The 22,197-nt window shown below is 73.9% G+C and carries 24 protein-coding genes; 9 read left to right on the top strand and 15 right to left on the bottom strand.

Annotation, left to right across the window (positions count from 1 at the left end):
- Positions 1 to 33 precede the first annotated feature (33 nt).
- The 3 genes from ACFUJ1_RS09400 to ACFUJ1_RS09390 form a co-directional block, all read right to left on the bottom strand.
- Positions 34 to 2,148, bottom strand: a complete 2,115-nt coding sequence (locus ACFUJ1_RS09400; RefSeq protein WP_378644261.1) for a catalase — start codon at positions 2,146 to 2,148, stop codon at positions 34 to 36.
- 75 nt (positions 2,149 to 2,223) lie between these two features.
- Positions 2,224 to 2,814 (bottom strand): antitermination regulator, encoded by a 591-nt coding sequence (locus ACFUJ1_RS09395; RefSeq protein ID WP_378644260.1) that lies wholly within the window; start codon positions 2,812 to 2,814, stop codon positions 2,224 to 2,226.
- A complete protein-coding gene (locus ACFUJ1_RS09390; protein ID WP_378644259.1) occupies positions 2,811 to 3,335 on the bottom strand; it encodes a DUF6194 family protein in 525 nt (174 codons plus the stop codon). Before ACFUJ1_RS09390 ends, ACFUJ1_RS09395 begins: the two co-directional genes overlap by 4 nt.
- 21 nt (positions 3,336 to 3,356) lie before the next feature.
- On the opposite strand from ACFUJ1_RS09390, the gene ACFUJ1_RS09385 reads away from it, so the two are divergent.
- Positions 3,357 to 4,094, top strand: coding sequence for a MerR family transcriptional regulator (locus ACFUJ1_RS09385; protein WP_378644257.1), 738 nt, complete (start codon positions 3,357 to 3,359; stop codon positions 4,092 to 4,094).
- 74 nt (positions 4,095 to 4,168) lie between these two features.
- Entirely contained in the window at positions 4,169 to 4,765 is a 597-nt protein-coding gene (locus tag ACFUJ1_RS09380) for a hypothetical protein (protein WP_378644255.1), read from the top strand.
- On the opposite strand, the gene ACFUJ1_RS09375 is transcribed toward ACFUJ1_RS09380, so the two are convergent.
- Positions 4,738 to 5,673 carry an aldose 1-epimerase family protein gene (locus tag ACFUJ1_RS09375; protein WP_378644253.1) on the bottom strand — a complete coding sequence of 312 codons (936 nt, stop codon included), beginning with the start codon at positions 5,671 to 5,673 and terminating at the stop codon, positions 4,738 to 4,740. The two genes, ACFUJ1_RS09380 and ACFUJ1_RS09375, sit on opposite strands and share 28 nt — an antisense overlap.
- Positions 5,674 to 5,714: 41 nt before the next feature.
- On the opposite strand from ACFUJ1_RS09375, the gene ACFUJ1_RS09370 reads away from it, so the two are divergent.
- Positions 5,715 to 6,830: a galactose-1-phosphate uridylyltransferase gene (locus ACFUJ1_RS09370; RefSeq protein ID WP_378644251.1), complete on the top strand. Its 1,116-nt coding sequence runs from the start codon at positions 5,715 to 5,717 to the stop codon at positions 6,828 to 6,830.
- Entirely contained in the window at positions 6,827 to 8,050 is a 1,224-nt protein-coding gene (gene galK, locus ACFUJ1_RS09365; protein ID WP_378644249.1) for a galactokinase, read from the top strand. The genes ACFUJ1_RS09370 and galK overlap by 4 nt, the downstream gene beginning before the upstream one ends.
- A 69-nt stretch (positions 8,051 to 8,119) precedes the next feature.
- Here galK and ACFUJ1_RS09360 read toward each other — a convergent pair whose 3' ends face one another.
- A complete protein-coding gene (locus tag ACFUJ1_RS09360; RefSeq protein WP_378644247.1) occupies positions 8,120 to 8,959 on the bottom strand; it encodes a hypothetical protein in 840 nt (279 codons plus the stop codon).
- A 60-nt stretch (positions 8,960 to 9,019) separates the two neighbouring features.
- Entirely contained in the window at positions 9,020 to 9,415 is a 396-nt protein-coding gene (locus tag ACFUJ1_RS09355; RefSeq protein ID WP_378644245.1) for a hypothetical protein, read from the bottom strand.
- 116 nt (positions 9,416 to 9,531) lie between these two features.
- Between ACFUJ1_RS09355 and ACFUJ1_RS09350 the strand changes: the two genes are divergently transcribed.
- Positions 9,532 to 9,678, top strand: a complete 147-nt coding sequence (locus tag ACFUJ1_RS09350) for a hypothetical protein (RefSeq protein ID WP_378644243.1) — start codon at positions 9,532 to 9,534, stop codon at positions 9,676 to 9,678.
- Positions 9,679 to 9,764: 86 nt separating this feature from the next.
- Positions 9,765 to 10,778, top strand: a complete 1,014-nt coding sequence (locus ACFUJ1_RS09345; protein WP_378644242.1) for a crotonase/enoyl-CoA hydratase family protein — start codon at positions 9,765 to 9,767, stop codon at positions 10,776 to 10,778.
- A gap of 6 nt (positions 10,779 to 10,784) precedes the next feature.
- Here the strand turns inward: ACFUJ1_RS09345 and ACFUJ1_RS09340 are convergent, their stop codons facing one another.
- From ACFUJ1_RS09340 to ACFUJ1_RS09305, 8 genes are all read right to left on the bottom strand, one after another.
- Positions 10,785 to 12,104, bottom strand: a complete 1,320-nt coding sequence (locus ACFUJ1_RS09340; RefSeq protein ID WP_378644240.1) for an NAD(P)/FAD-dependent oxidoreductase — start codon at positions 12,102 to 12,104, stop codon at positions 10,785 to 10,787.
- Positions 12,105 to 12,163: 59 nt separating this feature from the next.
- Positions 12,164 to 12,550 carry a DUF1304 domain-containing protein gene (locus tag ACFUJ1_RS09335; RefSeq protein ID WP_378644238.1) on the bottom strand — a complete coding sequence of 129 codons (387 nt, stop codon included), beginning with the start codon at positions 12,548 to 12,550 and terminating at the stop codon, positions 12,164 to 12,166.
- A 102-nt stretch (positions 12,551 to 12,652) separates the two neighbouring features.
- Positions 12,653 to 13,513: an LLM class F420-dependent oxidoreductase gene (locus tag ACFUJ1_RS09330; RefSeq protein ID WP_378644237.1), complete on the bottom strand. Its 861-nt coding sequence runs from the start codon at positions 13,511 to 13,513 to the stop codon at positions 12,653 to 12,655.
- Between the two features lie 46 nt (positions 13,514 to 13,559).
- Positions 13,560 to 15,188, bottom strand: a complete 1,629-nt coding sequence (locus ACFUJ1_RS09325) for a S24/S26 family peptidase (RefSeq protein ID WP_378644235.1) — start codon at positions 15,186 to 15,188, stop codon at positions 13,560 to 13,562.
- Positions 15,189 to 15,556: 368 nt separating this feature from the next.
- Positions 15,557 to 16,168, bottom strand: a complete 612-nt coding sequence (locus ACFUJ1_RS09320) for a TasA family protein (protein WP_378644233.1) — start codon at positions 16,166 to 16,168, stop codon at positions 15,557 to 15,559.
- Entirely contained in the window at positions 16,165 to 16,746 is a 582-nt protein-coding gene (locus ACFUJ1_RS09315) for a signal peptidase I (protein WP_378644232.1), read from the bottom strand. Before ACFUJ1_RS09315 ends, ACFUJ1_RS09320 begins: the two co-directional genes overlap by 4 nt.
- Positions 16,743 to 17,297: a hypothetical protein gene (locus ACFUJ1_RS09310; protein ID WP_378644230.1), complete on the bottom strand. Its 555-nt coding sequence runs from the start codon at positions 17,295 to 17,297 to the stop codon at positions 16,743 to 16,745. The genes ACFUJ1_RS09315 and ACFUJ1_RS09310 overlap by 4 nt, the downstream gene beginning before the upstream one ends.
- A 10-nt stretch (positions 17,298 to 17,307) precedes the next feature.
- Positions 17,308 to 17,874, bottom strand: a complete 567-nt coding sequence (locus ACFUJ1_RS09305; protein WP_378644229.1) for an alternate-type signal peptide domain-containing protein — start codon at positions 17,872 to 17,874, stop codon at positions 17,308 to 17,310.
- A gap of 299 nt (positions 17,875 to 18,173) precedes the next feature.
- Here ACFUJ1_RS09305 and ACFUJ1_RS09300 point away from each other — a divergent pair, with 299 nt between their 5' ends.
- Genes ACFUJ1_RS09300 through ACFUJ1_RS09290 form a run of 3 tightly spaced genes read left to right on the top strand, consistent with a single transcriptional unit; the run spans position 18,174 to position 21,849 of the window.
- The gene (locus ACFUJ1_RS09300) at positions 18,174 to 19,100 is read left to right on the top strand and encodes a hypothetical protein (protein WP_378644227.1); all 927 of its coding nucleotides are present in this window, start codon (positions 18,174 to 18,176) and stop codon (positions 19,098 to 19,100) included.
- Between the two features lie 17 nt (positions 19,101 to 19,117).
- A complete protein-coding gene (locus ACFUJ1_RS09295) occupies positions 19,118 to 20,419 on the top strand; it encodes an LLM class flavin-dependent oxidoreductase (RefSeq protein WP_378644225.1) in 1,302 nt (433 codons plus the stop codon).
- 20 nt (positions 20,420 to 20,439) lie between these two features.
- The gene (locus ACFUJ1_RS09290; RefSeq protein WP_378644224.1) at positions 20,440 to 21,849 is read left to right on the top strand and encodes an NtaA/DmoA family FMN-dependent monooxygenase; all 1,410 of its coding nucleotides are present in this window, start codon (positions 20,440 to 20,442) and stop codon (positions 21,847 to 21,849) included.
- Here ACFUJ1_RS09290 and ACFUJ1_RS09285 read toward each other — a convergent pair.
- A complete protein-coding gene (locus ACFUJ1_RS09285) occupies positions 21,803 to 22,150 on the bottom strand; it encodes a winged helix-turn-helix transcriptional regulator (RefSeq protein ID WP_378644222.1) in 348 nt (115 codons plus the stop codon). The two genes, ACFUJ1_RS09290 and ACFUJ1_RS09285, sit on opposite strands and share 47 nt — an antisense overlap.
- Positions 22,151 to 22,197 lie beyond the last annotated feature (47 nt).

The raw sequence follows: 22,197 nt of genomic DNA, 5'->3' as shown, positions 1-22,197 counted from the left end.
CCCGCCCCCGGGAGTTCCGGGGGCGGGGCGGGTTCAGCCGAGTTCCGCGGCCCGCGCCCAGACCCGGTGCTCGGGCAGCGCGGCGGCGAGCGCCTCGAAACCGGCGGTGAGCCCGGCGGCGGCGTCGACGCCCGCCGAGCCGGTGTCGATCCCGGCGCGGGTGAGCGCCTCGGCACCGCGCTCGGTGTAGGCGATGCCCTTGAGGTGCCGGTGCGCCTCCTGCAGCAGCACCCCGAGCTTCGGGTGCGGCGGCGCCGCGGCGATCAGCAGGGCGTCGAACTCGATCGAGCGCGCGGTGTCCAGCGTGCGGGAGATCGGCACCGGGCCGAACTCGCCGCCGTGCGGGCCGATCACCAGCGGCGTGACCCCGGCTCCGAAGGCCGCCGCGACGGCGTCGGCCAGTTCACCGGTGTCGGTGTCGTCGTCGGCGACGATCCCGACCAGCCTGCCGTCCACCGGCCAGGTGTCGCCGAGCTGGGAGAGCGCGGGCGAGGGCGTCACCTCGGCGAGCTCGGGCGCGGGCCCGTCCAGCGCGAGCCCGAGGTTGCCCGCGACGGTGCTCGCCAGTTCCTCGTCGATGTGCCGCAGCACGCCGAGCGTGCGCTGCTTGATCGCCTTCTCGTATACCTTGCCCAGCTCGAACGAGTACGCCTCGGCCACGTGCGCCCGCTCGATCTCGGTGAGGCTGGCGTAGAAGAGCCGGGCCCCGCTGAAGTGGTCGTCGAAGCTCGCTGGTGCCTCGCGGACCTTGTTCCCGACCACCATCTCCGGGAACTCGATCAGCGCCTCGGCCGGGTTCGCGGTGAACGGGCAGCCGCCGTCCAGGCTGTTCGGCCGGTACGGCGCGACGCCGGTGTGCACGGCGGTCTGGTGCATGCCGTCGCGCAGCATGTCGTTCACCGGTGTGTGCGGCCGGTTGATCGGCAGCTGCGCGAAGTTCGGCCCGCCGAGCCGGGTGAGCTGGGTGTCGATGTAGGAAAAGAGCCTGCCCTGCAGCAGCGGGTCGTTCGTGACGTCGATGCCGCGCACCAGGTGCCCGGGGTGGAAGGCCACCTGCTCGGTCTCGGCGAAGTAGTTGCGCGGGTTGGCGTTCAGCGTCATCGTGCCGATGATCCGCACCGGCGCCAGCTCCTCCGGCACGAACTTGGTGGGATCGAGCAGGTCGAAGCCCTCGAAGGTCTGCTCCTCGGTGTCCGGGAAGACCTGCACGCCCAGATCCCACTCCGGGAAGGCACCCGCCTCGATGGCGTCGGCCAGGTCGCGGCGGTGCAGGTCGGGGTCGACGCCCGCGGCGATCTGCGCCTCCTCCCAGACCAGCGAGTGCACCCCGAGCCGCGGCTTCCAGTGGAACTTCACCAGCGACGAGCGGCCGTCGGCGTCGATCAGCCGGAAGGTGTGCACCCCGAACCCCTCCATGGTCCGGTAGGAGCGCGGGATGCCGCGGTCGGACATGTTCCACAGCGTGTGCGCGGTCGCCTCGGTGTGCAGCGAGGCGAAATCCCAGAAGGTGTCGTGCGCGCTCTGCGCCTGCGGGATCTCCCGGTCCGGGTGCGGCTTGGCGGCGTGCACCACGTCCGGGAACTTGATGGCGTCCTGGATGAAGAAGACCGGGATGTTGTTGCCGACCAGGTCCCAGACGCCGTCGGCGGTGTAGAACTTGACGGCGAAGCCGCGGGTGTCGCGCACGGTGTCGGCCGAGCCGCGGGAGCCGAGCACGGTGGAGAAGCGCACGAAGACCGGGGTCTCCACGCCCTGCGCGAAGAGCCCGGCGCAGCTGATCTCGGCGGCCGCGCCGTTGCCGACGAAGACGCCGTGCGCGGCGGCGCCGCGGGCGTGCACCACCCGCTCCGGAATCCGCTCGTGGTCGAAGTGGGTGATCTTCTCGCGCAGGTGGTGGTCCTGCAGCAGCACCGGGCCGCGCGGCCCCGCCTTGAGCGAGTGGTCGGTGTCGCGCAGCCCGGCGCCCTGCGCGGTGGTCAGGGTGGCGCCCCGCTGGTTCCGCACCCCCGGCTCGCCGCCGGTGGGCGAGACCGCCGCAGGCCCGCGCTGGTCGGCCTTCGGCGGCAGTGGGTCGCGCGGGGTGGTCGGCTCGGCGAGCGGGGCGGGTTCGGTGCCCGGGACGCCGGGCGCTTGCGGGGTTTCCGGCATTGCGGAAGGACCTTTCGATCGGGGCTGGAGTCAGGGGCGCTCTACCCTGCGCCCCGGCCCCGAAACACCCCCCGATCAGCCGCGCTGATGCACCGTGAGCAGCACGTGGTCGACGACTGTTCGCAGCCGGGCCGGCACGTCGACGCCGTCGGCCACGGCCGCGCAGAGCAGCTCGGCGAAGCGGGAGAGCGCCAGCCCGTGCTCGGCGGCGCGGCTGCGCAGCAACTCGTCCGCGCGCCCGGCCGGGATGCCGTAGACCACCATGAGCATCCCGGCGGCCTGCTCGATCGGGCCGCGCAGCCGCGCGTACTCCGGCAGCGCGGCGTCGATCAGCGTCCGGTGCTGCGCCAGCACCGGGCCGGTGAGGTCGACGTAGAAGCCGGTGGGGCCCGGCTCGGCGAGCACGACGACCACCCGGGCGTTGCCCGCGGCGTCGGTGAGCCGCTGCCGCAGGCAGAACCCGTCCCCGGTGCCGACGGCGGCGAGGAACACCGCGCGATCGTCCGGGTGCTGGTGCGCGGCGAGCAGTTCCGCCGTCGGCACGACCTCGCCGAGCTCGTAGCCGTGCATGGCGGCGGTCTCCGCCGACCACTGCCAGCGCTGCTCGGCGGCGAGGTAGCCGAAGGTGCCGATGCGCAGCGCGGCCGGGGATCTCCGGCTTCTCATGAGCCCGGGTCGGCGGGGGAGTTCGTCATGGCCGTTTCAGTATCGTCCAGCCGTCCGGCGGGGCGGTGCGCGGGGCGCTGCCGCCGCTTCGCCCCGGCGTGCGCACCCCGGAGCAGCGCGGGGAGCACGGAAGCGGTTCGGCCGCCTGGGTTCACCACCGCGAGCCAGCCCGCGGCGCCGTAGAGCGGGTGCGCGAAGAGGGTGTCGGTGGCGGCGGGGTCGGGGGCGGGCACCCCGGCGCGCGGCGGGTGCCCGGTGTGCGCGGCGAAGGCCGCCGCGCCCGCGGCGATATTGAGCCGGAAGCGGTGGGGGGCGCGCAGCCGCGAACCCTCGTCACCGGGGTAGTCCTTGATCACGATGGTGGCGAAGGGCTGGGCGCGGGGGAGCCTGCCGTCCGGGGCGTAGAAGAAGAAGGTGTCGCCCCAGGCGATCTCGGGCACGCCGGGGTCGCCGGGGCGCGGGCACTGCGCGAGCACACCGTCGAGGGCGGAGACGAAGCGGACGATCTCGTCGATTTCCATGCCTTCGAGCGTTACATTCGAGTGCCTGTGGAGACTTGCGACCGCACGACCGGGGATTCGGCCCACCCGACCCTCCACTACGGCACCGCGCAGCTCGCCCGCCGCGCGGACTGTTCGGTGCAGCACGTGCGCGACCTGGAGCGCACGGGGGTGCTCCCGCCCGCCCGGCGCGCGGGCAACGGCTACCGTCGCTACGGCGACATCCACCTGCGCTGCCTGCTCGGCTACCGCGCGCTGGCCGCCGCGATCGGCCCGGTGGCGGCGAAGGAGCTGCTGCGCGCGCTGCACCGCGACCCACCGGACGCCGTGCTCGCCCGGCTCGACGCCGCGCACGCCGGGCTGCACCGGGAACGCGCCGAACTCGCGGAGGCGACCGCGGCGGCCGCCGCCGTCGCGGCCGAGCCGGTGCCCGATCCGCGCCCGGCCGATGCCATGGGCATCGCGGAACTCGCGGCGGCGCTCGGGGTCAGGGCCTCGGCGCTGCGGCACTGGGAGGCCGAGGGGCTGATCGGCCCCGGCCGCGACCGCGGCGGTGCCCGCCGTTACACCCCGGCTCAGGTGCGCGACGCCAGGATCGTGCACCAGCTGCGCGCCGCGGGCTACCGGATCGGGGCCGTGCGCGCGGTGCTCGCCGGGCTGCCGCGCGGCGGCACCGCCGCGGTCGCCGCTGCGCTGGCCGCCAGGGAGCGTGACATCGCCGCCCGGTCGCTGGCGCTGCTCGGCGCGGCCGCCGCGCTGGCGCCGCTCTGCGGAGCATGACGGATCTCTCACCGCCGGGCGGCGGCGGGCAGGGCATGCTCGATGGGGCGGCGATGTCGAGTGAAAGGTGCCCCATGTCCGCGGATTTCCACGGTCCGGAGCGGCCCATTCGGTTCGGGTGGATGCGGCCGTGGCATCCGAGCCCGCTGCTGCGCCCGCTGGACCGCGTGGAGGCGGTGCTCCGGCTGGCGGTGGTTGCCGCCGTGCTGTGCACCCTTCCGCTGGCCTGGGGGCTCGGCGCCGAGGTGTACGCCGCCGACGCGGCCCGCATCCGGGTCGAGCGGGAGACCAGGACTTCGGTGCAGGCCACCGTGGTCACCGAGCCCGTCGAGGTCGCGCCCTACACCGTCCGGGCCACCGTCCGCTGGGACGAGAGCGGCAGGTCGGGCAGCGCCGAGACCTCGGTCCCGCAGACCGCGTCGGCGGGCGACCGGATCACGCTCTGGCTGGACCCGGCGAACCGCCCGGTGCTCGCGCCGCGCAGCCCGGACGCCGCCTCGATCGGCGGAATCGGCACCGGGCTGCTCGTGCTCTTCGCCGCCGCCGGGCTCGGCTGGCTGCTGGTGCGCGCGATCGCGCTGCTCTTCGACCGGCACCGCTACGCCGCCTGGGGCGCGGCCTGGGAGCGCAGCGCCCCGCGCCGCTACCGCGACCCGCCCGCGGCGGTGTAGCGCAGCCCCCAGCCGCGCTCGGCGCGCTCGCCGGGCGCCAGCCGGACCAGCCCGCGCCTGGAGTTCAGCGCGTCCGGCGGCGCGGTCATCGGCTCGACCGCCACCGCGAGGCCGCGCGCGCCGTCGCGCGGGAAGATCCGCGGTGTGAAGACCTGGGCGTACCCCCAGCCCGCGCCCTGCAGCAGCTCGACGGCGGCGCCGTCCGGCGCGGTCAGCCGCGCCGCCACGCCGTCGACCGGGACCACCTCGCCGAAGGCGGTGTCCAGATCCAGCTCGCCGACCCGGACGCCGCCGCGCAGGTCGAAGGCGGTGCCCGCCACCGGATGCTCGCCCACCGGGTTCATCCGCTCGTCCGCCTCGAAGCGGGTGCCCGCGTGCAGCGTGAGCACCAGCTCCTCGATCGGGTGCGCGCCGACCCGCAGGTAGGGGTGCGCGCCGACCGCCCACGGCGCCGTGCGCCCGGAGTGGTTGCGCACGCTGTGCATGACCGCGAGGCCGTCCGGGCGCAGCGCGTACCGCACGGTGGTGTCGAGCAGGAAGGGCCAGCCGTGCTGCGGCGGGATCAGCGCGCCGAGCGTCACCGCGCCTGCGCTCTGCTCGAGCACGGTGTAGTCGGTGTTGCGCAGCAGGCCGTGGATGGCGTTGCCGCGGGCCGGTTCGGTGAGGTCGAGCTGCTGTGCGGCGCCGTCCAGGGTCCAGCGCCCGTCGCGCACCCGGTTCGGCCACGGGACGAGGACGAGGCCGCAGCCCTGCGGCGGCGGCGCGGTGGCGGGCACCGGTTCGGTGACGGCGACCCCGTCGACGGTCAGCGAGCGGAGGACGGCGGCCACGGTGCCGATCTCGGCGCGCACGCCGCCGGACTCCAGCGTGACCGCCCTTCCGGTGGCGGTGATAGCGGATTCGAGCACGTCGTGAGCCTACGGGGATAATCCCTGGCTATCGTGGTGCGGTGGCATCCGGAATCGTCAAGCGGCAGGCGCGGCTCGCCGACGGCCGCGAGCTGATCTACTTCGACGACGCCGACACCGGGCTCGGCGCCGAGCGCCGGATCGACACCAGGGCGCTGGAGCCGCGGCCCGGCACCGCGGCCATGCGGCTCGACGTGCTCACCGGGGAGTGGATCTCGATCGCCGCGGCCAGGCAGAACCGGGTGGTGCTCCCGCCGTCGGACCGCGACCCGCTGGCCCCGCAGACCCCGCTGAACCCCTCCGAGATCCCGGACGTCTACGACGTCGCCGTCTTCGAGAACCGCTCACCCGCCTTCGGCCCCGCGCTGCCCCCGCAGGTCACCGGCGCGCCGCCCGCCCCGACCGGCCTCGCCGACCTGGCCGAACTCGGCCTCGGCCGGGAGCTGGCCGCGGTCGGCCGCTGCGAGGTGGTCTGTTTCAGCCCGGAGCCGAACGGCTCGCTCGGAACGCTCGGCACGAGCCGCGCCCGCACCGTGATCGAGGCGTGGGCGGACCGCACCGCCGCACTCTCCGCGCTGCCCGGGATCGAGCAGGTCTTCCCGTTCGAGAACCGGGGCGAGGCGATCGGGGTGACGCTGCACCACCCGCACGGCCAGATCTACGCCTACCCCTACGTCACCCCGCGCACCGCCCGCCTGCTCGACGCCGCCGCGCGGCTCGGCCCCGGATTCCTCGGCGACATCCTCGACTTCGAGCGCGCGGGCCCGCGGGTGGTGCTGGCCGGTGCGCACTGGACCGCGTTCGTCCCCTTCGCGGCGCGCTGGCCCATCGAGGTGCACCTGCTCCCGCACCGGCACGTCCCCGATTTCGCCGGCACCGACGGGGCCGAGCGCGCCGAGCTCGCCGAGCTGCTGCCGCGACTGCTGCGCGGTATCGACGCGCTCTACGGCACCCCGACGCCCTACATCGCGGCCTGGCACCAGGCGCCGGTGCGCGCAGGCCGGGACGCGCTGCGGCTGCACCTGCAGCTCACGTCGCCGCGGCGCGGCATCGACAAACTCAAGTACCCGGCGGGATCGGAGGCGGCCATGGGCGCGTGGATCGGGGACATCCCGCCGGAGAGCGCGGCGGCCCGCATCCGGGAGGCGCTGTCGTGAGCGGCTCGGGAGCGGAGCGGGACGGCCACGGCGGGCCCCCGGCCGGGCCGGAACAGCGCGGCGTGACCGCGCGGGAGCTGTTCCGGCAGTTGACCGGGGGAGACGCGGCCGGGGTGTGGTCCGCTCCCGGGCGGGTGAACCTGATCGGCGAGCACACCGACTACAACGAGGGCTTCGTGCTCCCGTTCGCCATCGACCGGCGCACCGTGGTCGCCGCCGCACCGCGCACCGATGGAGTGCTGCGCGTGGTGAGCACCTTCGGCGAGGAGCCGGTCTCGCTCCCGGTGGCCGACCTGGTCCGCGCGCACGCCGACGGCGAGCTGCGCGGCTGGTCCGCCTACCCGCTCGGCGTCGCCTGGGCGCTCGGCGAATTCGGCGCCGACCTCGCCGCCGTTCCCGGCGCCGACCTCGCCATCGCCTCCACCGTCCCGGTCGGCGCCGGTCTCTCCTCCTCGGCGGCGATCGAGAGCGCGGTCGCGCTGGCGCTGACCGAGCTGTGGGGTCTCGCGCACTCCAGGGAGACCCTGGCGAAGGTGGGGCAGCGCGCGGAGAACGACGCGGTCGGCGCCCCCACCGGCATCATGGACCAATCCGCCTCCCTGCTCGGGAAACTCGACGCCGCCGTCTTCCTCGACTGCCGCTCGCTCGCCGCCGAGGTGGTCCCGCTCGGCTTCGCCGAGGCCGGGCTGGTGCTGCGCGTCATCGACACCGGCGTCCGGCACGAGCACGCCACCGGCGGCTACCGCGAGCGCCGTGCCTCCTGCGAGGCGGGCGCCGCCGCGCTCGGCGTCCCCGCGCTGCGCGACCTCGAGGTCGGCGACCTGGAGCGGGCGCGGGAGTTGCTCGACGACGTCACCTTCCGCCGGGTCAGGCACGTCGTCACCGAGGACCGCCGGGTCCTCGACACCGTGCGCACGCTGCGCGCCGACGGCGCCACCGCCATCGGCCCGCTGCTGGACGCCTCGCACGTCTCCATGCGCGACGACTTCGAGATCTCGGTCCCGGAGCTGGACGTCGCGGTGGAGTCGGCGCGCGGCGCGGGGGCGCTCGGGGCGCGGATGACCGGCGGCGGGTTCGGCGGCGCCGCCATCGCGCTGGCGCCCGCCGACGCCGTCGGGGCGATCTCCGACGCGGTCGACCGCGCCTTCGCCGCGCGGGGCTTCGCGCCGCCGACGCAGTTCACCGTCGTCCCGTCGGACGGCGCGCACCGGGACTCGTGAGCCGCGGCCTGTCGGCTCAGCCGCCGTGAGCCGCGGCTGGTCAGGTCAGCCGCTGTGAGCCGCGGCAGGTCAGCTCAGCGGCCGTGCGCCGCGGCCGCTGTGCGACCCGGTCCGCGCGGCGGGCGCGACCCGGCGCAGCACCGCGCCCCCGGCGATCCCGGCCACGATCAGCCCGATCCCGACCGCCGCGGAGGTGCCGTCGGTGATCAGCCCGGCCACGCCGACGCCGATCAGGTAGGGCGGGAACCAGTCCAGCAGCCGGGCCACCGGCCGCGGCGGCTCGGTCGGCTCGCCCGCCTCCTGCGCCGCCCTGTTCGGCGCGTACTCCGGATACCACTCGGTGAAGGCGATGGCGAAGAGCGTGGTGCCGAGCTGCACCACCCACCCGGTCCAGAAGTTGTCCGGGTCGTGCTGCACCCCGTCGGCGAGGAAGCCGAGCAGCGCGTTCAGCCCGAAGGACGCCGCCCAGACCCCGGTGATCGCGTAGTTGACCCGCAGGAAGAGCGGTGAGACCCAGTACTCGCGCGGCGTCTGCTCGCGCGCGTACTGCAGCGTGAACGGCACCCGCGCGAGCAACGAGCCGAGCGCGAAGAGCGCCAGCGCGATGTTCGAGACCTCCCCGGCCCACAGCTCCAGCCACTCGATGGCCCCGGGCGTCGCCAGGATCCCGATCACCGCCAGCGTGCCGAAGAAGGCCAGATCGAAGAGCTCCAGCAACTTCACCGAGGTCCCGTGCCGCCGCGCGGCGACGAAGACCAGCAGCGCGATGCCGAGCGCTGCCGCCACCGCCTCCTCGAAGCGGCCGGGGCCGTTGAACAGCGACATCACGATCCACGGCGCGAGCCCGGCCAGCGGGGATTCGACGAAGCGGTCGATCAGTCCGGAGCCGGAGACGTGCGGACGGTTCACTGCGCCCTCCTCGACGGTCGGGATCTCAGCGTAGACCGGCGTCCGGCGAATGTCTGGCAATCAGCGCCGCGGCGGCGAGGTGCTCCACAGCGCGAGCCCGATCAGCACCGGCTGGAAGAACAGCCGGATCAGCCGCTTCCGGTCGGTGTCGAGGCCGAAGCCGTCCCGCTTGTTCGTGTACTGCGCGACATTGCCGGGGAAGACCGCGACGAAGAAGAGCGCCAGCAGCCTGCCGAAGCGGGCCCGGTCCCGCGAACTCGCGGCGAGCAGCGTGCCGAGGGTGATCTCGACCCCGCCGGAGGCCATCACCACGCCGTCCTCGTCCAGCGGCGTCCAGCTCGGCACCTGGGCGCGGAAGGTCTCCCTTCCCCAGAAGAGGTGGCTGAGCCCGGCGAACACCATGCCGCCCGCCAGCCCGTACCGGACGACGTCCCTGGCGGTCGAAGAAGAGGTCATGCGTGCTGGGCTACCCCGCGCCCGCGGCGCCAACCCGTGGCCTCCGCCGCCGGTTTCCCGGCCGGGAAACCGGACACCCCGCCGATGGAACGCCCCCGACCCGAGAGGAGCACGCGATGCCGGACAGGGACACCATCGCCCAGCTGAACCAGGACATCACCACCGCCGACAACCTCGGTGACACCGAGACCGTCGAGCGGCTGAAGGGTGAACTGGAGAAGGCGAAGCTGGCCGCCGAAACCGGGGACGCGAACCTGGAGTGAGCGCGCGCGGCGGGGCCGGTCCGGCTCCGCCGCACCCGGCGACCCCTGGGCTAGGTTCGGTGGCGACCGTCCGAGAGGGGAGATCCATGCCGGATTACGAGAACCACGCGGGCACCCGCCCCGCCGCCTGGTACGAGGACGCCACCGCGGGCGCCGGCTCGCCCTACGCGGGCCGCCCCGAGCCGGTGCGCGAACACCGGTACGCCACCCTCACCTACGAGGTGACCGACCGCATCGCGCGGATCACCTTCGACCGCCCCGAGCACGGCAACGCCATCACCCCGGACACCCCGCTCGACCTGGCGCACGCCGTCGAGCGCGCCGACCTGGACCCGGCGGTGCACGTCATCCTGGTCTCCGGCCGCGGCAAGGGCTTCTGCGGCGGCTACGACCTGGCGCTCTTCGCCGAGCAGTCCGGCTCCGCCGACGATCCGGACTCCACCCTCGGCACCGCGCTCGATCCGATGGTGCAGGCCCGCAACCACAACCCGTGGGGCACCTGGGACCCGGTGCTCGACTACCAGATGATGAGCCGCTTCAACCGCGGCTTCGCCAGCCTGCTGCACGCGAACAAGCCGACCGTCGCCAAGCTGCACGGCTTCGCCATCGCGGGCGGCACCGACATCGCGCTCTACGCCGACCAGATCGTCTGCGCCGACGACACCCGCATCGGCTACCCGCCCACCCGGGTCTGGGGCATCCCCGCCGCGGGCATGTGGGCGCACCGCCTCGGCGACCAGCGCGCCAAGCGGCTGCTCTTCACCGGCGACTCGCTCACCGGCGCGCAGGCCGCCGAATGGGGGCTCGCCGTCGAATCCTGGCCCGCCGCCGAACTCGACGCCCGCACCGAGGATTTCGTCGCCCGGATCGCCCGTATGCCGCTGAACCAGCTGGTCATGGCGAAGCTCGCGGTGACGAGTTCGCTGCTGGCCCAGGGCGTCGCCAACTCCGGCATGGTCAGCACCGTCTTCGACGGCATCTCCCGGCACACCCGCGAGGGGTACGCCTTCCAGCTCCGCGCCGCCACCGCCGGGTTCCGCGAAGCGGTCCGCGAGCGCGACGAGCCGTTCGGCGACTGGAAGGGCAGCCCGAAGGGCTGACCGGGCTCAGCGCTCCGAAATCCCCTCCGCGCGCGCGAAACTCGACTCCTCCGGGCTGACCAGGCCGAGCAGCGCCAGCGGGCGCTGGGTGACGGTGTTGGTCAGGTAGGTCATGACGATGGCCCAGCGGTTGACCCCGCGCGGCACCGCGAACGTGTGGTAGGCGCGGGTGACCACCTTGGCGAGCAGCCCGGAGAGCGGAATCCCGAGCGGGTTGGCGACGGCGAAGCGCGGGCCGAGGTCGACGACCAGCCCGAGGTCGCGGTGCCGGTACGGCGCGAAGGTGCCGATCCCCAGGCTGGCGGCGACATTGCGGGCCAGCGTCTTGCCCTGCCGGGAGGCGTGCTGGGCGGTGGGCGGGGTGATCTCGCCCGGCTTGGTCAGGTCGGGCACGGCGGCGGCGTCGCCACCGGCGAAGACCGACGGGTGGCCGGGCACGCGCAGTTCGGCGTCGACCACCAGCCTGCCGCGCTCCAGCGGCAGGTCGAGCGTCTCCAGCACGGGGGCGCCGGTCACGCCGGTCACCCAGGCGACGGTGTGCGTCGGCACCTCGGTGCCGTCGGTGAGCACCACCCGGTCGGCGGTGAGTTCGCGCAGCGAGGTCTCCAGCCGGATCTCGATCCCGCGGCCGCGCAGCTCGTGCAGTACCTTCTCGCCGAGTTCGGCGCCGACCTCGGGCATGACCTGCTTCGCGGTGTCGAGCAGCAGGAACCGGATGTCCGCGCGGTCCAGCCCGCGGCGCCGCGCGTAGTCGTCGGCGAGCGCGCGGAGCTGGGCGATCAGCTCGGTGCCCGCGTAGGAGGCGCCGACCACCACGACGGTGCGGCGGGCCCGGCGCACCGCCTCGTCCTCCTCCTGATCGGCCAGCTCCAGCTGCCGCAGCAGCTGCTCGCGCAGGTAGAGCGCCTCGGCGACGGTCTTCAGGCCGCGGGCGTGCTCGCGCAGCCCCGGCACGTCGAAGAGCCTGGTCACCGAGCCGGGGGTCAGCACGAGGCGATCCCAGGAGAGTGTGCGTGGCGCGTGGTGGTCGCTGGTCACCGTGATCGTGCGGCCCGCCAGGTCGATCGAGTCCGCGCTCGCCACCACCAGCCTGACCTTCGGCAGCGCGTCCGCCAGCGGAATCGCGACGAAGCGCGGGTCGATCAGCCCGCCCGCCACATCCGGAAGCAGCGGCGTGTAGAGCATGTAGTCCTGCGGGGTCACCAGCACGATCTCGATGTCGCGGCCGGACTTCGCGACCCGCCCGCACAGCTCACCGGCACAGGTGAAGCCGGCGAATCCGCTGCCGACGACGACGATCCGTTCACGGGCGGTGGTCTCGGGCACGGCGCACCCCTCCTTCGATTCGGTTATCGGGGGCGTTGCCCGGTTGCCGCCGCCGAAACTCAGACGGCCAGCCCGATGGCGAGGATCACGATACCGAGCAGCGGCGCGACCAGCTGGATCAGCGCGGGCCGCAGCTTGCGCCGGTCGGAGAGCAGCAGCACCAGCCCGGCCGCGACCATGCTGCCCGCGCCCGCGAACACCAGCGTCGCGCCGACCGCCCGGTGGTCGAGCGCGACGGCGACGATCCCCGCCGCGATCGTGATCGCCAGGAAGAGGTTGTAGAAGCCCTGGTTGAAGGCGAGCGGCTTGGTGATCTCGGCGTCCTGGGCGTTCACCCCGAAGATCGCCCTCGTGCGCGGCGCGGTCCAGGCCAGCGATTCCAGCTGGAAGATGTACACGTGGATCGCCGCGGCGATTCCGGCCAGGACGAGTCCGGCGACGATCATGGGGTGGCCTCCCTCGGTTGTGCGGTGGGGTCCCAGTATGGCCGCGGCACGGCCGCACCGGCGGTATGGCACAGTCGGTGCCGTCGTGGCGCCGCGCGCTGATCAGCGCAGCGCGGCCGCGATCCGGAGCCACTCCGCGCGCGGGAAGGCGGTCTGGTCGGCGCGGAGCACCTGCAGGCACACGTGGTCGGCGCCCGCCTCCCGGTGCTCGGCGATCCGGCGCAGCACCGCCTCCTCGTCGCCCCAGGCGATGACGGCGTCGAAGAGCCGGTCGCTGACGGTCGCGATGTCCTCCTCGGTGAAGCCCGAGCGCAGCAGGTTGTTGGCGTAGTTCGGCATGGAGAGGTAGCCGCGCAGCCACGGGGTGCCGATCGCGCGCGCCTCGGCGGCGTCGCCGGTGAGGATGACGGTCTGCTCCGGCAGCAGCAGCGGGCCGTCGCCGAGCACCTCGCGCGCGGTGCGCGTGTGCTCGGGAAGCACCAGGTAGGGGTGCGCGCCGCGGGTGCGCTCGGCGGCGAGGGCGAGCATCTTCGGGCCGAGCGCGGCCAATACCCTGCGGTCGGCGGGGACCGGGCGCTCGGCGGCGTCCAGCCCGTCCAGGAACGCCGTCGTCGCGGCCAGCGGCCTGCGGTAGCGGCCGGGCGACTTCGCGTCGACGAGCGGCGCGTGGCTCACCCCGATGCCGAGCAGGAAGCGGTCGCCGTAGCTCTCCGCGAGCCGGTGGTACGCGGCGGCCACGTCGGCGGGCTCGTGCATCCAGAGGTTGAGGATGCCGGTCGCGATCACCGTCTTCGAGGTGGCGCGCAGCAGGTTCTCCACCGCGTCGAGGACCGGGCCGCCGACATCCGGGATCCAGAGCGCGGAGAAACCCGCCTCCTCCAGCTCGGCCGCGGCCTCCGCGGCCTCGACCGGGTCGCTGTAGCGCAGCGGGGAACTCCAAATTCCGACACCTGAGAGATTCACGGTCGCCATCTTTCACACCGTTCGGTCGGCCCGCCACCCGCGCCGGTCAGGGCGGGGGCGTCGTGGTGGCGGACGGGCTGGTGGTGGTGGGTAGTTCGCGGGCTTCGGGGGGTGGGGTGGTCGTTGTCGTGGTGGTGGTGGGTGCGGGGGCCGGTGGTTCCGGCGCGGGGGCGGGGGTCGTGGTGGTGGTCGCCGGGGCGGGGGGTGGTGTGGTGCCCGGTGTGGGGGAGGTGGCCGGGGCGGTCGTCGTCGGGGTGGTCGAGCCGGTGCCGGTGGCGGTGGCGGAGGTGCTGCTCGACGGTGCGGACTGCGCGCGCAACCCCGCGGCCGGGCAGGCCACCGAGGTGGTGGTGACGGTCAGGTTCTGCTGCGCGAACTCGCTGGAGACGGCGGAGCCGTTCGTCGCCCGGATCTCGGCGACGGCGGCGTTGCCGGTGCGCTGGGTGAGGTCGAGGTCGGCGACGGCGATCGTGCTGGTCACGTTCTGTCCCGCCTGCGCGGGGCCCGCGATGTTCTGGCGGGTGAGCATGCTGTTGCGGCTGGTGCCGTCGCGCACGATCAGCGTGTAGGTGTACGGGGCGCCGAGGTGCGGCCAGGTGAGGGTGACGCGCGGGGCGGCGTCGGCGCAGGAGACCGAGGCCGGGCCCGGCACGTAGGCCGGGGTGCCGTTCTGCTCGGTGCGGAGCACGCCGCAGTCCAGGTCCTCCGGGGTGATCAGCCCGATGAGCAGCACCTGCTGCACGCCGTAGCCGCGCCAGGCGGTGCTCACGGCCCCGGAGGAGACGGGCGGGCCGGGGAGGACGGTGTGCACCTCGAGGTCGTAGAGGTACGGCAGCGCCAGCCGGGCGGGCAGCCCGGCACCGGTGATCACGAAGCTCACCGTGTCGCCCGCCGCGGCGGGAACGGTGGTGACGTCCCAGGTGCGCCAGATCGTCCCGCTGAGATCGCGAAGCACCAGGCGGTAGCGGTACGGGGCGCCGATGTGCCGCCAGCGCATCGTCACCGGGTCCGGTCCGGTCGCGGAGGCCTTCGAGCACGTCACGTAGGAGCCGTTGGCGAACGGCTGGTTGATCCGCGGCACGAACTCGGTGCGCGAGGTGAAGGCGCCGCTGTTCGCCGCCGCGGCGTCGGTGGACGCGGCCCGCGCCTCCGGGGCGCCGGCCGACCCGGTGGCGGTGACCAGCGCCGCCACCACGAGGAGCGGCGCCACCGCGTGCTTCCCGCCCCCGCCGGGGGCGGTGCGGGCCGGGCGGGGCAGGAACGCGATGGCGAGCAGCAGCCCGGCGAAGGCGCCGCCGAGGAACACCGCGGCCGGGCTCGCCAGCCACGCCACCGCGTAGCCCAGCTTCTCGACGTGGAAGAAGACCCGCTCCGCCTCGGTCACGGTGTAGGGCTGGGCATCCTCGGACTCGTTCGCGTCGCCCTTGAGCCGGATGGTCGCGCTGTTGCCGGTGACCGCGTCGACCGCGACCACCCGGTGCGTGAGCCGCTCGCCCGCCGCGTTCCGCACCGACACCACGTCGCCTGCCTCGATCTCCCCGGCGTCGATCGTGCGCACCAGCGCCACCGCCCCCGACCCGATCTCCGGCTCCATCGACCCCGAGCGGAACAGCAGCGGCGTGATCCCGAACAGCAGCGCGGCCGCCGCCGCGATCAGGCAGAGCGTCCCCGCCACCGCCCCGATCGTCAGCGCGAGCTGCGCGGGCGTCCGCAGCTCCGGTCGCGCGTGCTTCCCGGCCGAGCCGGAAGGCCCGTCCGGCGTCCAGGGCCCGCCGACCTGCCCGGGCGGCCCGAGACCGCCTCCCGGCAGTCCAGCTCCGCCGTTCGTCGCGACACCGCCGCGCAGTCCGATCCCACCGCCCGGCCGGGCTCCGCCGTTCGCACCGGTCTCGCCGTTCGGCGGGGCCGAACCGCCGGGTCCGTTCGCGTATCCGTCGGCGGGCCGCACCGGCGCACCACCCGCGACGGCCTCCGGAAACCCGGACCCCCGCGTTTCGGGCGCCGCCGGGAAACCCCGGTTCCGCTGCCACGGCGGCACCCCGCTCACGGCTGCCCCACCGCGGTCGCGGTGAACGCGAAGCGCACCGAGGCGACACTCTGGTTCTGCACGGCGACCGGCGCCGCGGTCGTCAACTGCGCGACCACGCAGAGCGGGTCGGTTCCGGTGCCGGCGGCGATCGGCCGCGCCGTGCTGACCAGCGGCGTCGAGCCGCCCGCGGTCAGCGTGGCCTGGGCGAGCCGGGTCCCGCTACAGGTTCCGGTGCGCATCCCGTTCGCGGCGGCATTGCTCGCCGCACCACCGGGGTGGATCGAGATCTGCAGGTACCCGGCGAGCGCGGCGCTGCCCGCCGGAGTGCTCGCGGCCATGGTGTAGGTCAACGGGATCGTCCCCCTGTTCTGGGCGGTGAGCTGGGCGGCGACGCTCTCGCCCGGCAGCATGCCGGTGAGCGCGAGCGCGGGCAGCGCGAGCTCCTTGGTGTCGTCGACGCGCAGGTCGAGGGTGCCGATGCTGAAGGTGCCCGAGGTGGCCGTGGCCGAGTCGCTCCAGGCCGCGAGCGTGCCCGCGGTGCCGAGCCCGAGCACGATGCCGAGCGTCAGCAGCGCGCGCACCCGCGCGCTCGCCCACAGGTTCCCGAGCGCGGCCGGGTACTTCACCGCCCCTCCCGCCCGGCCCGCACCCGGTCCCTGGTGTCGGTCGCGAGCGCGAACAGCGCGTACCCGCCGAGCAGCACGATGAGCGCGGCGATGGTGTAGGTCCGCTTCGGCCCGGAGAACCAGTTGTTGACGTAGCCGAGGTACGGGATCGAGTACCAGACGGCACCGCGGATCTGCTCCGGATTCACGATCTGCTCGTCGTCGACCGGGTTGGCGTCGCCCCGGGTGAGGAAGCCGATCCGGCCGTCGGCATTGCGCCGGACCTGCACGATCCGGTGCGTCACCACCTCCGGCTGCCCGGACCGGAGCTGGTAGGTGATCGGGGTGCCGACCGCCAGGTCGATCGGGTCCTCCGGCCGCACCACCACCAGCGTCCCCGGCGGATAGGTCGGCACCATGGACCCGGTCAGAATGGTGTAGCGGTGCCCGCCGACCACGAGCGGCAGCACGATGGTCACCACCAGCAGCGCGCCGAGGACGAAGAGCAGCACCCAGCTCAGCACGGACTTCAGCCACCAGCCCGCGCCGGTGGAGTCCTCTGCCTGCGCCTCGGGCGCGGTACCGCGGTGTGCGTTCACGATGAACTCGCCAGGAAGTCGAAGGTCACGGTCGTGGAGGTGTTCGGGGCGGCGGCCGCGCCGACGGTGGCGCGCAGGCACCACACGGCGCTCGCGCCCGGCGTGAGCGTCGGCGCCCAGGCCGGTGCGCTCGGCACCTGGGCACCGGCCATCGGCCCGCTGTAGAGCGCGGTCCCGCCGGGCGCCGCCGACGCCGGGCAGCCGGATTCCGCGCCCACCAGCCAGATCTGCAGCGTGAGCGGCAGCGCCGCCGAGCTCTGCCGCACGTTCTGCAGCCGGTAGAACATGGTCACATCACCCGAGTTGCGCACGGTGAGCGGTTTCTGCACGACCGCGGCCGGGGCCAGGTTGCTACCGCCGAAGGCGTCGAAGACGTAGTTGCTCACCTGGTTCGACGCGCCGCCGACGCGCAGTGCGAGTGTGCCGGAGCGGATGATGTCGCCGCCGATCCGCGACTCGCCGCGCCAGTAGGCGCCGGACTGCTCGGCCACGCCGAAGGCCAGCAGCACCAGCGCCGCACCGGCGATCGCCCACCATCGCAGCCGTCGCATCGGATCCCTGTCAGGGCGCGGGATTGGTGTTCTGCGTGAGCGTGATCGCCACGTTGTTCAAGGTGACGCTCGCGTTCTGCGCCTCCTTGTTCGGCGTGGTCGGATCGAAGGTGAGCCGGGCCGCGACGGTGACGGTCTGGCCGTCGTTCGCCTCGGTGATCTGCGCGTTCGGCAGCACCGCGCCGCTGCTGCTGGTCGCGGTGAGCGAGGTGTTGATCAACCGGGCCCGCAGCGTGGGATCGCTGCCCGCCGCGAACATCTGCGAGGTGTCCGCGGCGAGCGTTGCCGTCAGGTTGTCACCGTCCGCGCTGACCGTGGTCGTGCAGGTGTAGCGCAGGGTGTCGCCGGGCACGATCCGGAAGCTCGCGACATCGACCGGCTTCGCGGTGCCGCCGGTGATGTCTTCCCACCCGGTGGTCCCGACCGGGACGCAGGGGCTGAGCGCCAGCTCGCCCGCGGTGATGGTGCCACCGCCGGACTGCGTGCTGTCCTGCCAGAAGGCCAGACTACCGGCGCCGCCGAGCAATAGGATCGCGGCGGCTCCGGCGGCGAGTGCCGCCTTTCCTCTCTTGTCCATTCGTCCTCATCCTCACGTCGCTGTCGGCTTGGACCATTGCACTTCGACAATTCCCGGGAATTCGGTAAAGCAAACTTATGGCTAATCGTTCCGTCCGGCACCGTAAAGAGGACTGAACGTGCAGTTCAAGCCCTACGGGGATCGCGCCTTACGCATGTCGAGTTTCCCGGCGGAAAGAAGACCGCTAACCATAGTTCGGCGGCGTCTCTTCCGATCGCGGTGAGAGAAAGGATTCAGTACCGGCGCCCGCGCTCGTAGCGTGCGTTCGGGATATTTTCCGTCACGGAGGAGGTCGGGGCATGGCGCTCGTCGTCGGAGTGGAGATTCCGGATGCCGATCTGGCCGCCACGGTCGGCTCCGGTTTCGACCGGCTGCCCGAGCGGCTGGACGCCGCCGGCGTCGGCTACGTCCTGCTCGGCGCCGACCGCGCGGCAGGTACCGGCCCCGCGCTCAGCCCCGCGCTCACCGGCACCGTCTTCGCCCGCCGGACAACCGGTCTCGGGCTCGTCGCCGCCGCCTCGCCGCAGCGCGACCACCCCTACAACCTGGCCCGCCGCATCGCCTCGCTGGACCACATCGCGCGCGGCCGGGCCGGTTGGCTGGCGCTGCGCGCCGACGCCGCCATCGCGCTCGGCGCCCCCGACCGGGGCAGCTGGGCGCCCGCCCGCGGGCCGCGCGGCGCCGAGCTGCTCGCCGACGCGGTCACCGCGGTGCGCGCGCTGTGGCGCACCTGGCCGCTGGAATCGCTGACCCTGGAGCGCCCCGCGCGGGTCCGGCCGCCGGAGGCCGAGCTCCGCTACGCCGACCACACCGGTGCCTACGCCAGCACCGGCCCGCTGAACGTGCCCACCACCCCGCAGGGCGAACCGGTCGTCTTCTGGGAGCACGCCGACGGCGACGGTGCGCACGCGGCCACCGCCGACCTGGTCCTCGCCGGCCCCGGCGACGAACCGGCGGCGTCCGCGCACCTCCGGCTCGACGCCGCCGATCCCGCACTGCGCGAACGGATCACCGCGCTCGCCGACCGGCCCGGCGGGACCGGCGTCCTGATCCGGGTCGGCCGCGCCGACGTGGGCGGCTTCCTCACCGGCACCCTGCCCGCGCTGGCCGCGGCAGGCGTCGTCCGGCTGCGCGACACCGCCGACCCGGAGCCGCTGCGCGTGCACCTCGGGATCGACCGCCGCGCCGAACCCGACCCGCGCCGGTGGCGCCCGGTCTACGCCTGATCGCCAAGGAGCCAACCATGAGCCGTGCGCACGTCGTCCTCAATGTGAACGTTCTCGACCTCGGGATCAGCCCGGTCGCCTGGGAGCTCTCCGGGCTGCCCAAGACCGCGGTCGCCACCGGCGACTACTTCGCCCGGATCGGCCGGATCGCCGAGCGCGGCACCCTGGACGCCTTCTTCCTCGCCGACAACCCCGCGGTCCGCGAGGACCCGCTGACGCGCCCCGGCGGCCGCGCCCTCGAACCGACCGCCATCCTCGCCGCCGTCGCGGCCGAGACCGAGCACCTCGGGCTGATCGGCACGCTCTCCACCACCTTCAACGACCCGGTCGAGCTGGCCGAGCGGCTGCTCACCCTCGACCACCTGAGCGGCGGCCGCGCCGCCTGGAACGCGGTGACCACCTACAACCCGGCCGCGGGCGGCAACTTCGGGCTCGGTGCCATCCCGGACCGCGCCACCCGCTACCGGCGCGCGCACGAGTTCGTGGACGTGGTGCTCGCGCTCTGGCGAGCGGCGGTGGACGGCAGCGGAATCCGGCACCACGGCGAGTTCTTCGAGGTCGCCGGGCGGTTGCCGCTCGGCGCCTCGCCGCAGGGGTACCCGCTGCTGGTGCAGGCGGGCGGCTCGCCGCAGGGCAGGGCGCTGGCCGGGCGCACCGCGAACGCGGTGTTCAGCGCGGAGCTCTCGCGCGCGGCGGGGGTGGAGCACTACGAGCAGGTCAAGCAGATCGCGACCGGGCACGGCAGGGCGCGCGGCGACATCGCGATCCTGCCCGGGCTGATCACCGTCATCGGCAGCACGCACGCCGAGGCGGTCGCCCGCTACGAACGGGCGCGGGAGCTGCAGGATCCCGGCTACGAGGCGGCCAGGCTCGGCGCCGTGCTCGACCACGACCTCACCCGCTACCGGCTGGACGAGCCCTTCCCGCGCGAGACGCTGGCCGAGCCGGCGAACCCGGACACCTTCACCGCCTCGCTCGGCTTCCGCGAGTCGGTGGTGCGCGGCGTCGAGGAGCGGATCGCCGCCCGCGGCGACCGGTACACCCTGCGCGACGCGCTGTCCGAGTTCGGCACCGGCGGGCACCGCCGCATCATCGGCACCCCCGAACAGGTCGCCGACACCATCGAGGACTGGTTCCTGGCAGGCGCCGCCGACGGATTCAACCTCATGCCGGACGCCTTCCCGTCCGGGCTGGAGATCTTCGTCGACGAGGTGGTGCCGATCCTGCGCCGCCGCGGCCTCTTCCGGCACGAGTACGCCGAGACGACGCTGCGCGATCGCTTCGGCATCGGCCCCGTGCGCGCCCCCGCCGCCGCCTGACCTCGAAGGAACCCCGTCCCATGAGCCGACCCCGGCTGCTGCTCAACGCCTTCACCATGAACACCGTGACGCACGTGTCGTACGGCTCGTGGCGGCGCGACGACACCCGCCAGACCGAGTTCCACACCCTCGACCCGTGGCTGGAGCTGGTCCGGATCCTGGAGCGCGGCACCTTCGACTCGGTCTTCTTCGCCGACATCGTCGGGCTCTACGACGATTTCGGCGGCGGCTGGGAGACGCACGTGCGCGAGGGGCTGCAGGTGCCGAACCACGACCCGGCCGCGCTGGTCTCGGCGCTCGCCGCCGCCACCGAGCACCTCGGCATCGTGATCACCAGCTCGGTGCTGCAGGACCACCCGTTCTCCTTCGCGCGCAAGATCTCCACGCTCGACCACCTCTCCCGCGGCCGGATCGGCTGGAACATCGTCACCAGCGCGCTGCGCAACTCCGCGCGCAACTTCGACCTCCCCGACCGGGTGCCGCACGACGAGCGCTACGCCTGGGCCGAGGAGTACTCCGAGGTCGTCTACAAGCTGTGGGAGGGCTCCTGGGACGACGGCGCGCTCGTCCGCGACCGCGTGCGCGGCATCCACGCCGACCCGAGCCGGATCCACAAGATCCACCACCGCAGCGAGCGCTACGCCGTGGAGGGGCCGCACCTCTCGGCCCCGTCCCCGCAGCGCACGCCGGTGCTCTTCCAGGCGGGCACCTCGGACGCGGGCCGCGCCTTCGCCGCACGGCACGCCGAGGGCGTCTTCATCAACCAGGGCTCGCCCGCCGCCGCCCGCGAGGTCATCGCGCACACCCGCGACCTCGCCGCGGCGGCAGGCCGCGCCCGCGACGACATCAAGTTCTTCCAGGGCCTCACCGTGATCGTCGGCTCGACCGCGGCGGAGGCCCGGCGCAAAGCCGCCGACCTGGACGAATCCTTCAGCCTCGACGGGCTGCTCGCGCACCGCAGCGGCAGCATCGGCATCGACTTCGGCGGGCTGCCCATCGACACCCCGATCGGCGAGCTCAGCTCCGCGGTCGACGGCACCCGCAGCGCCATCGAGAGCCTGATCCGCGCCGCCGGCGGCCGCACCGACGTCACCATCGCCGACTTCGTCACCCACAAGCAGCACGCCACCCGCCTCGTCGGCGCCCCCGAGCAGATCGCCGACGAACTCGAGCGCTGGCAGGACGCCGGCGTCGACGGCATCAACCTGCAGTACGCCGTCACCCCCGGCTCCTTCGCCGACTTCGCCGACCACGTCGTCCCCGAGCTCCGCAAGCGCGGGCTCGCCCAGCACGAGTACACGCCGGGCACGCTGCGGCACAAGTTCTTCGGCGCCGCCGACACGCTCCCGGAGACGCATCCGGCCCGGCGCTGGCACGGCGCGTTCACCCCTGCTCCGGCAGCTCCATCCACTCCAGCGCCCACCGGTTGAGCCGGAGCAGCACTCGCCCGAGTGCCGCGCCCTTCTCGGTGAGGTGGTACTCGATGCGCACCGGCGTCGTCGGGTGGACCCGCCGCTCGACGAGCCCGTCCGCCTCCAGATCCTTGAGCCGCTGGGAGAGCAGCTTGTCGGTCATGCCGGGGACGGCGGCGGAGATGTCCCCGAATCGGGTGGCGCCGCCGACCAGGGCACGCAGGACGACGGCGGCCCAGCGGCGGCCGAGTGATTCGGTGGCGGCGGCGAAGTAGGGGCAGTAGGGGAGGATGTCGTCGGGAACCTCCGGCTGTGGCATGCGTCACCCTCCATCTACTTTCTTTTCGAAAGTGCCTATCTTCAGGA

Origin of the sequence: Nocardia sp. NPDC057227 (genome assembly GCF_042669725.1) — a bacterium.
Lineage (GTDB): Bacteria > Actinomycetota > Actinomycetes > Mycobacteriales > Mycobacteriaceae > Nocardia > Nocardia asteroides_A.
This window is presented reverse-complemented; position numbering and strand designations above follow the sequence as displayed.

Bases quoted from the DNA above. Each gene is read 5' to 3' on its own strand.
- ACFUJ1_RS09310 (WP_378644230.1), bottom strand. From the start codon at position 17,297: ATGCGACGGCTGCGATGGTGGGCGATCGCCGGTGCGGCGCTGGTGCTG.
- ACFUJ1_RS09400 (WP_378644261.1), bottom strand. From the start codon at position 2,148: ATGCCGGAAACCCCGCAAGCGCCCGGCGTCCCGGGCACCGAACCCGCC.
- ACFUJ1_RS09355 (WP_378644245.1), bottom strand. From the start codon at position 9,415: ATGACCTCTTCTTCGACCGCCAGGGACGTCGTCCGGTACGGGCTGGCG.
- ACFUJ1_RS09390 (WP_378644259.1), bottom strand. From the start codon at position 3,335: ATGGAAATCGACGAGATCGTCCGCTTCGTCTCCGCCCTCGACGGTGTG.
- ACFUJ1_RS09290 (WP_378644224.1), top strand. From the start codon at position 20,440: ATGAGCCGACCCCGGCTGCTGCTCAACGCCTTCACCATGAACACCGTG.
- ACFUJ1_RS09285 (WP_378644222.1), bottom strand. From the start codon at position 22,150: ATGCCACAGCCGGAGGTTCCCGACGACATCCTCCCCTACTGCCCCTAC.
- ACFUJ1_RS09380 (WP_378644255.1), top strand. From the start codon at position 4,169: ATGTCCGCGGATTTCCACGGTCCGGAGCGGCCCATTCGGTTCGGGTGG.
- ACFUJ1_RS09300 (WP_378644227.1), top strand. From the start codon at position 18,174: ATGGCGCTCGTCGTCGGAGTGGAGATTCCGGATGCCGATCTGGCCGCC.
- ACFUJ1_RS09295 (WP_378644225.1), top strand. From the start codon at position 19,118: ATGAGCCGTGCGCACGTCGTCCTCAATGTGAACGTTCTCGACCTCGGG.
- ACFUJ1_RS09335 (WP_378644238.1), bottom strand. From the start codon at position 12,550: ATGATCGTCGCCGGACTCGTCCTGGCCGGAATCGCCGCGGCGATCCAC.
- ACFUJ1_RS09345 (WP_378644242.1), top strand. From the start codon at position 9,765: ATGCCGGATTACGAGAACCACGCGGGCACCCGCCCCGCCGCCTGGTAC.
- ACFUJ1_RS09350 (WP_378644243.1), top strand. From the start codon at position 9,532: ATGCCGGACAGGGACACCATCGCCCAGCTGAACCAGGACATCACCACC.
- ACFUJ1_RS09395 (WP_378644260.1), bottom strand. From the start codon at position 2,814: ATGAGAAGCCGGAGATCCCCGGCCGCGCTGCGCATCGGCACCTTCGGC.
- ACFUJ1_RS09305 (WP_378644229.1), bottom strand. From the start codon at position 17,874: ATGGACAAGAGAGGAAAGGCGGCACTCGCCGCCGGAGCCGCCGCGATC.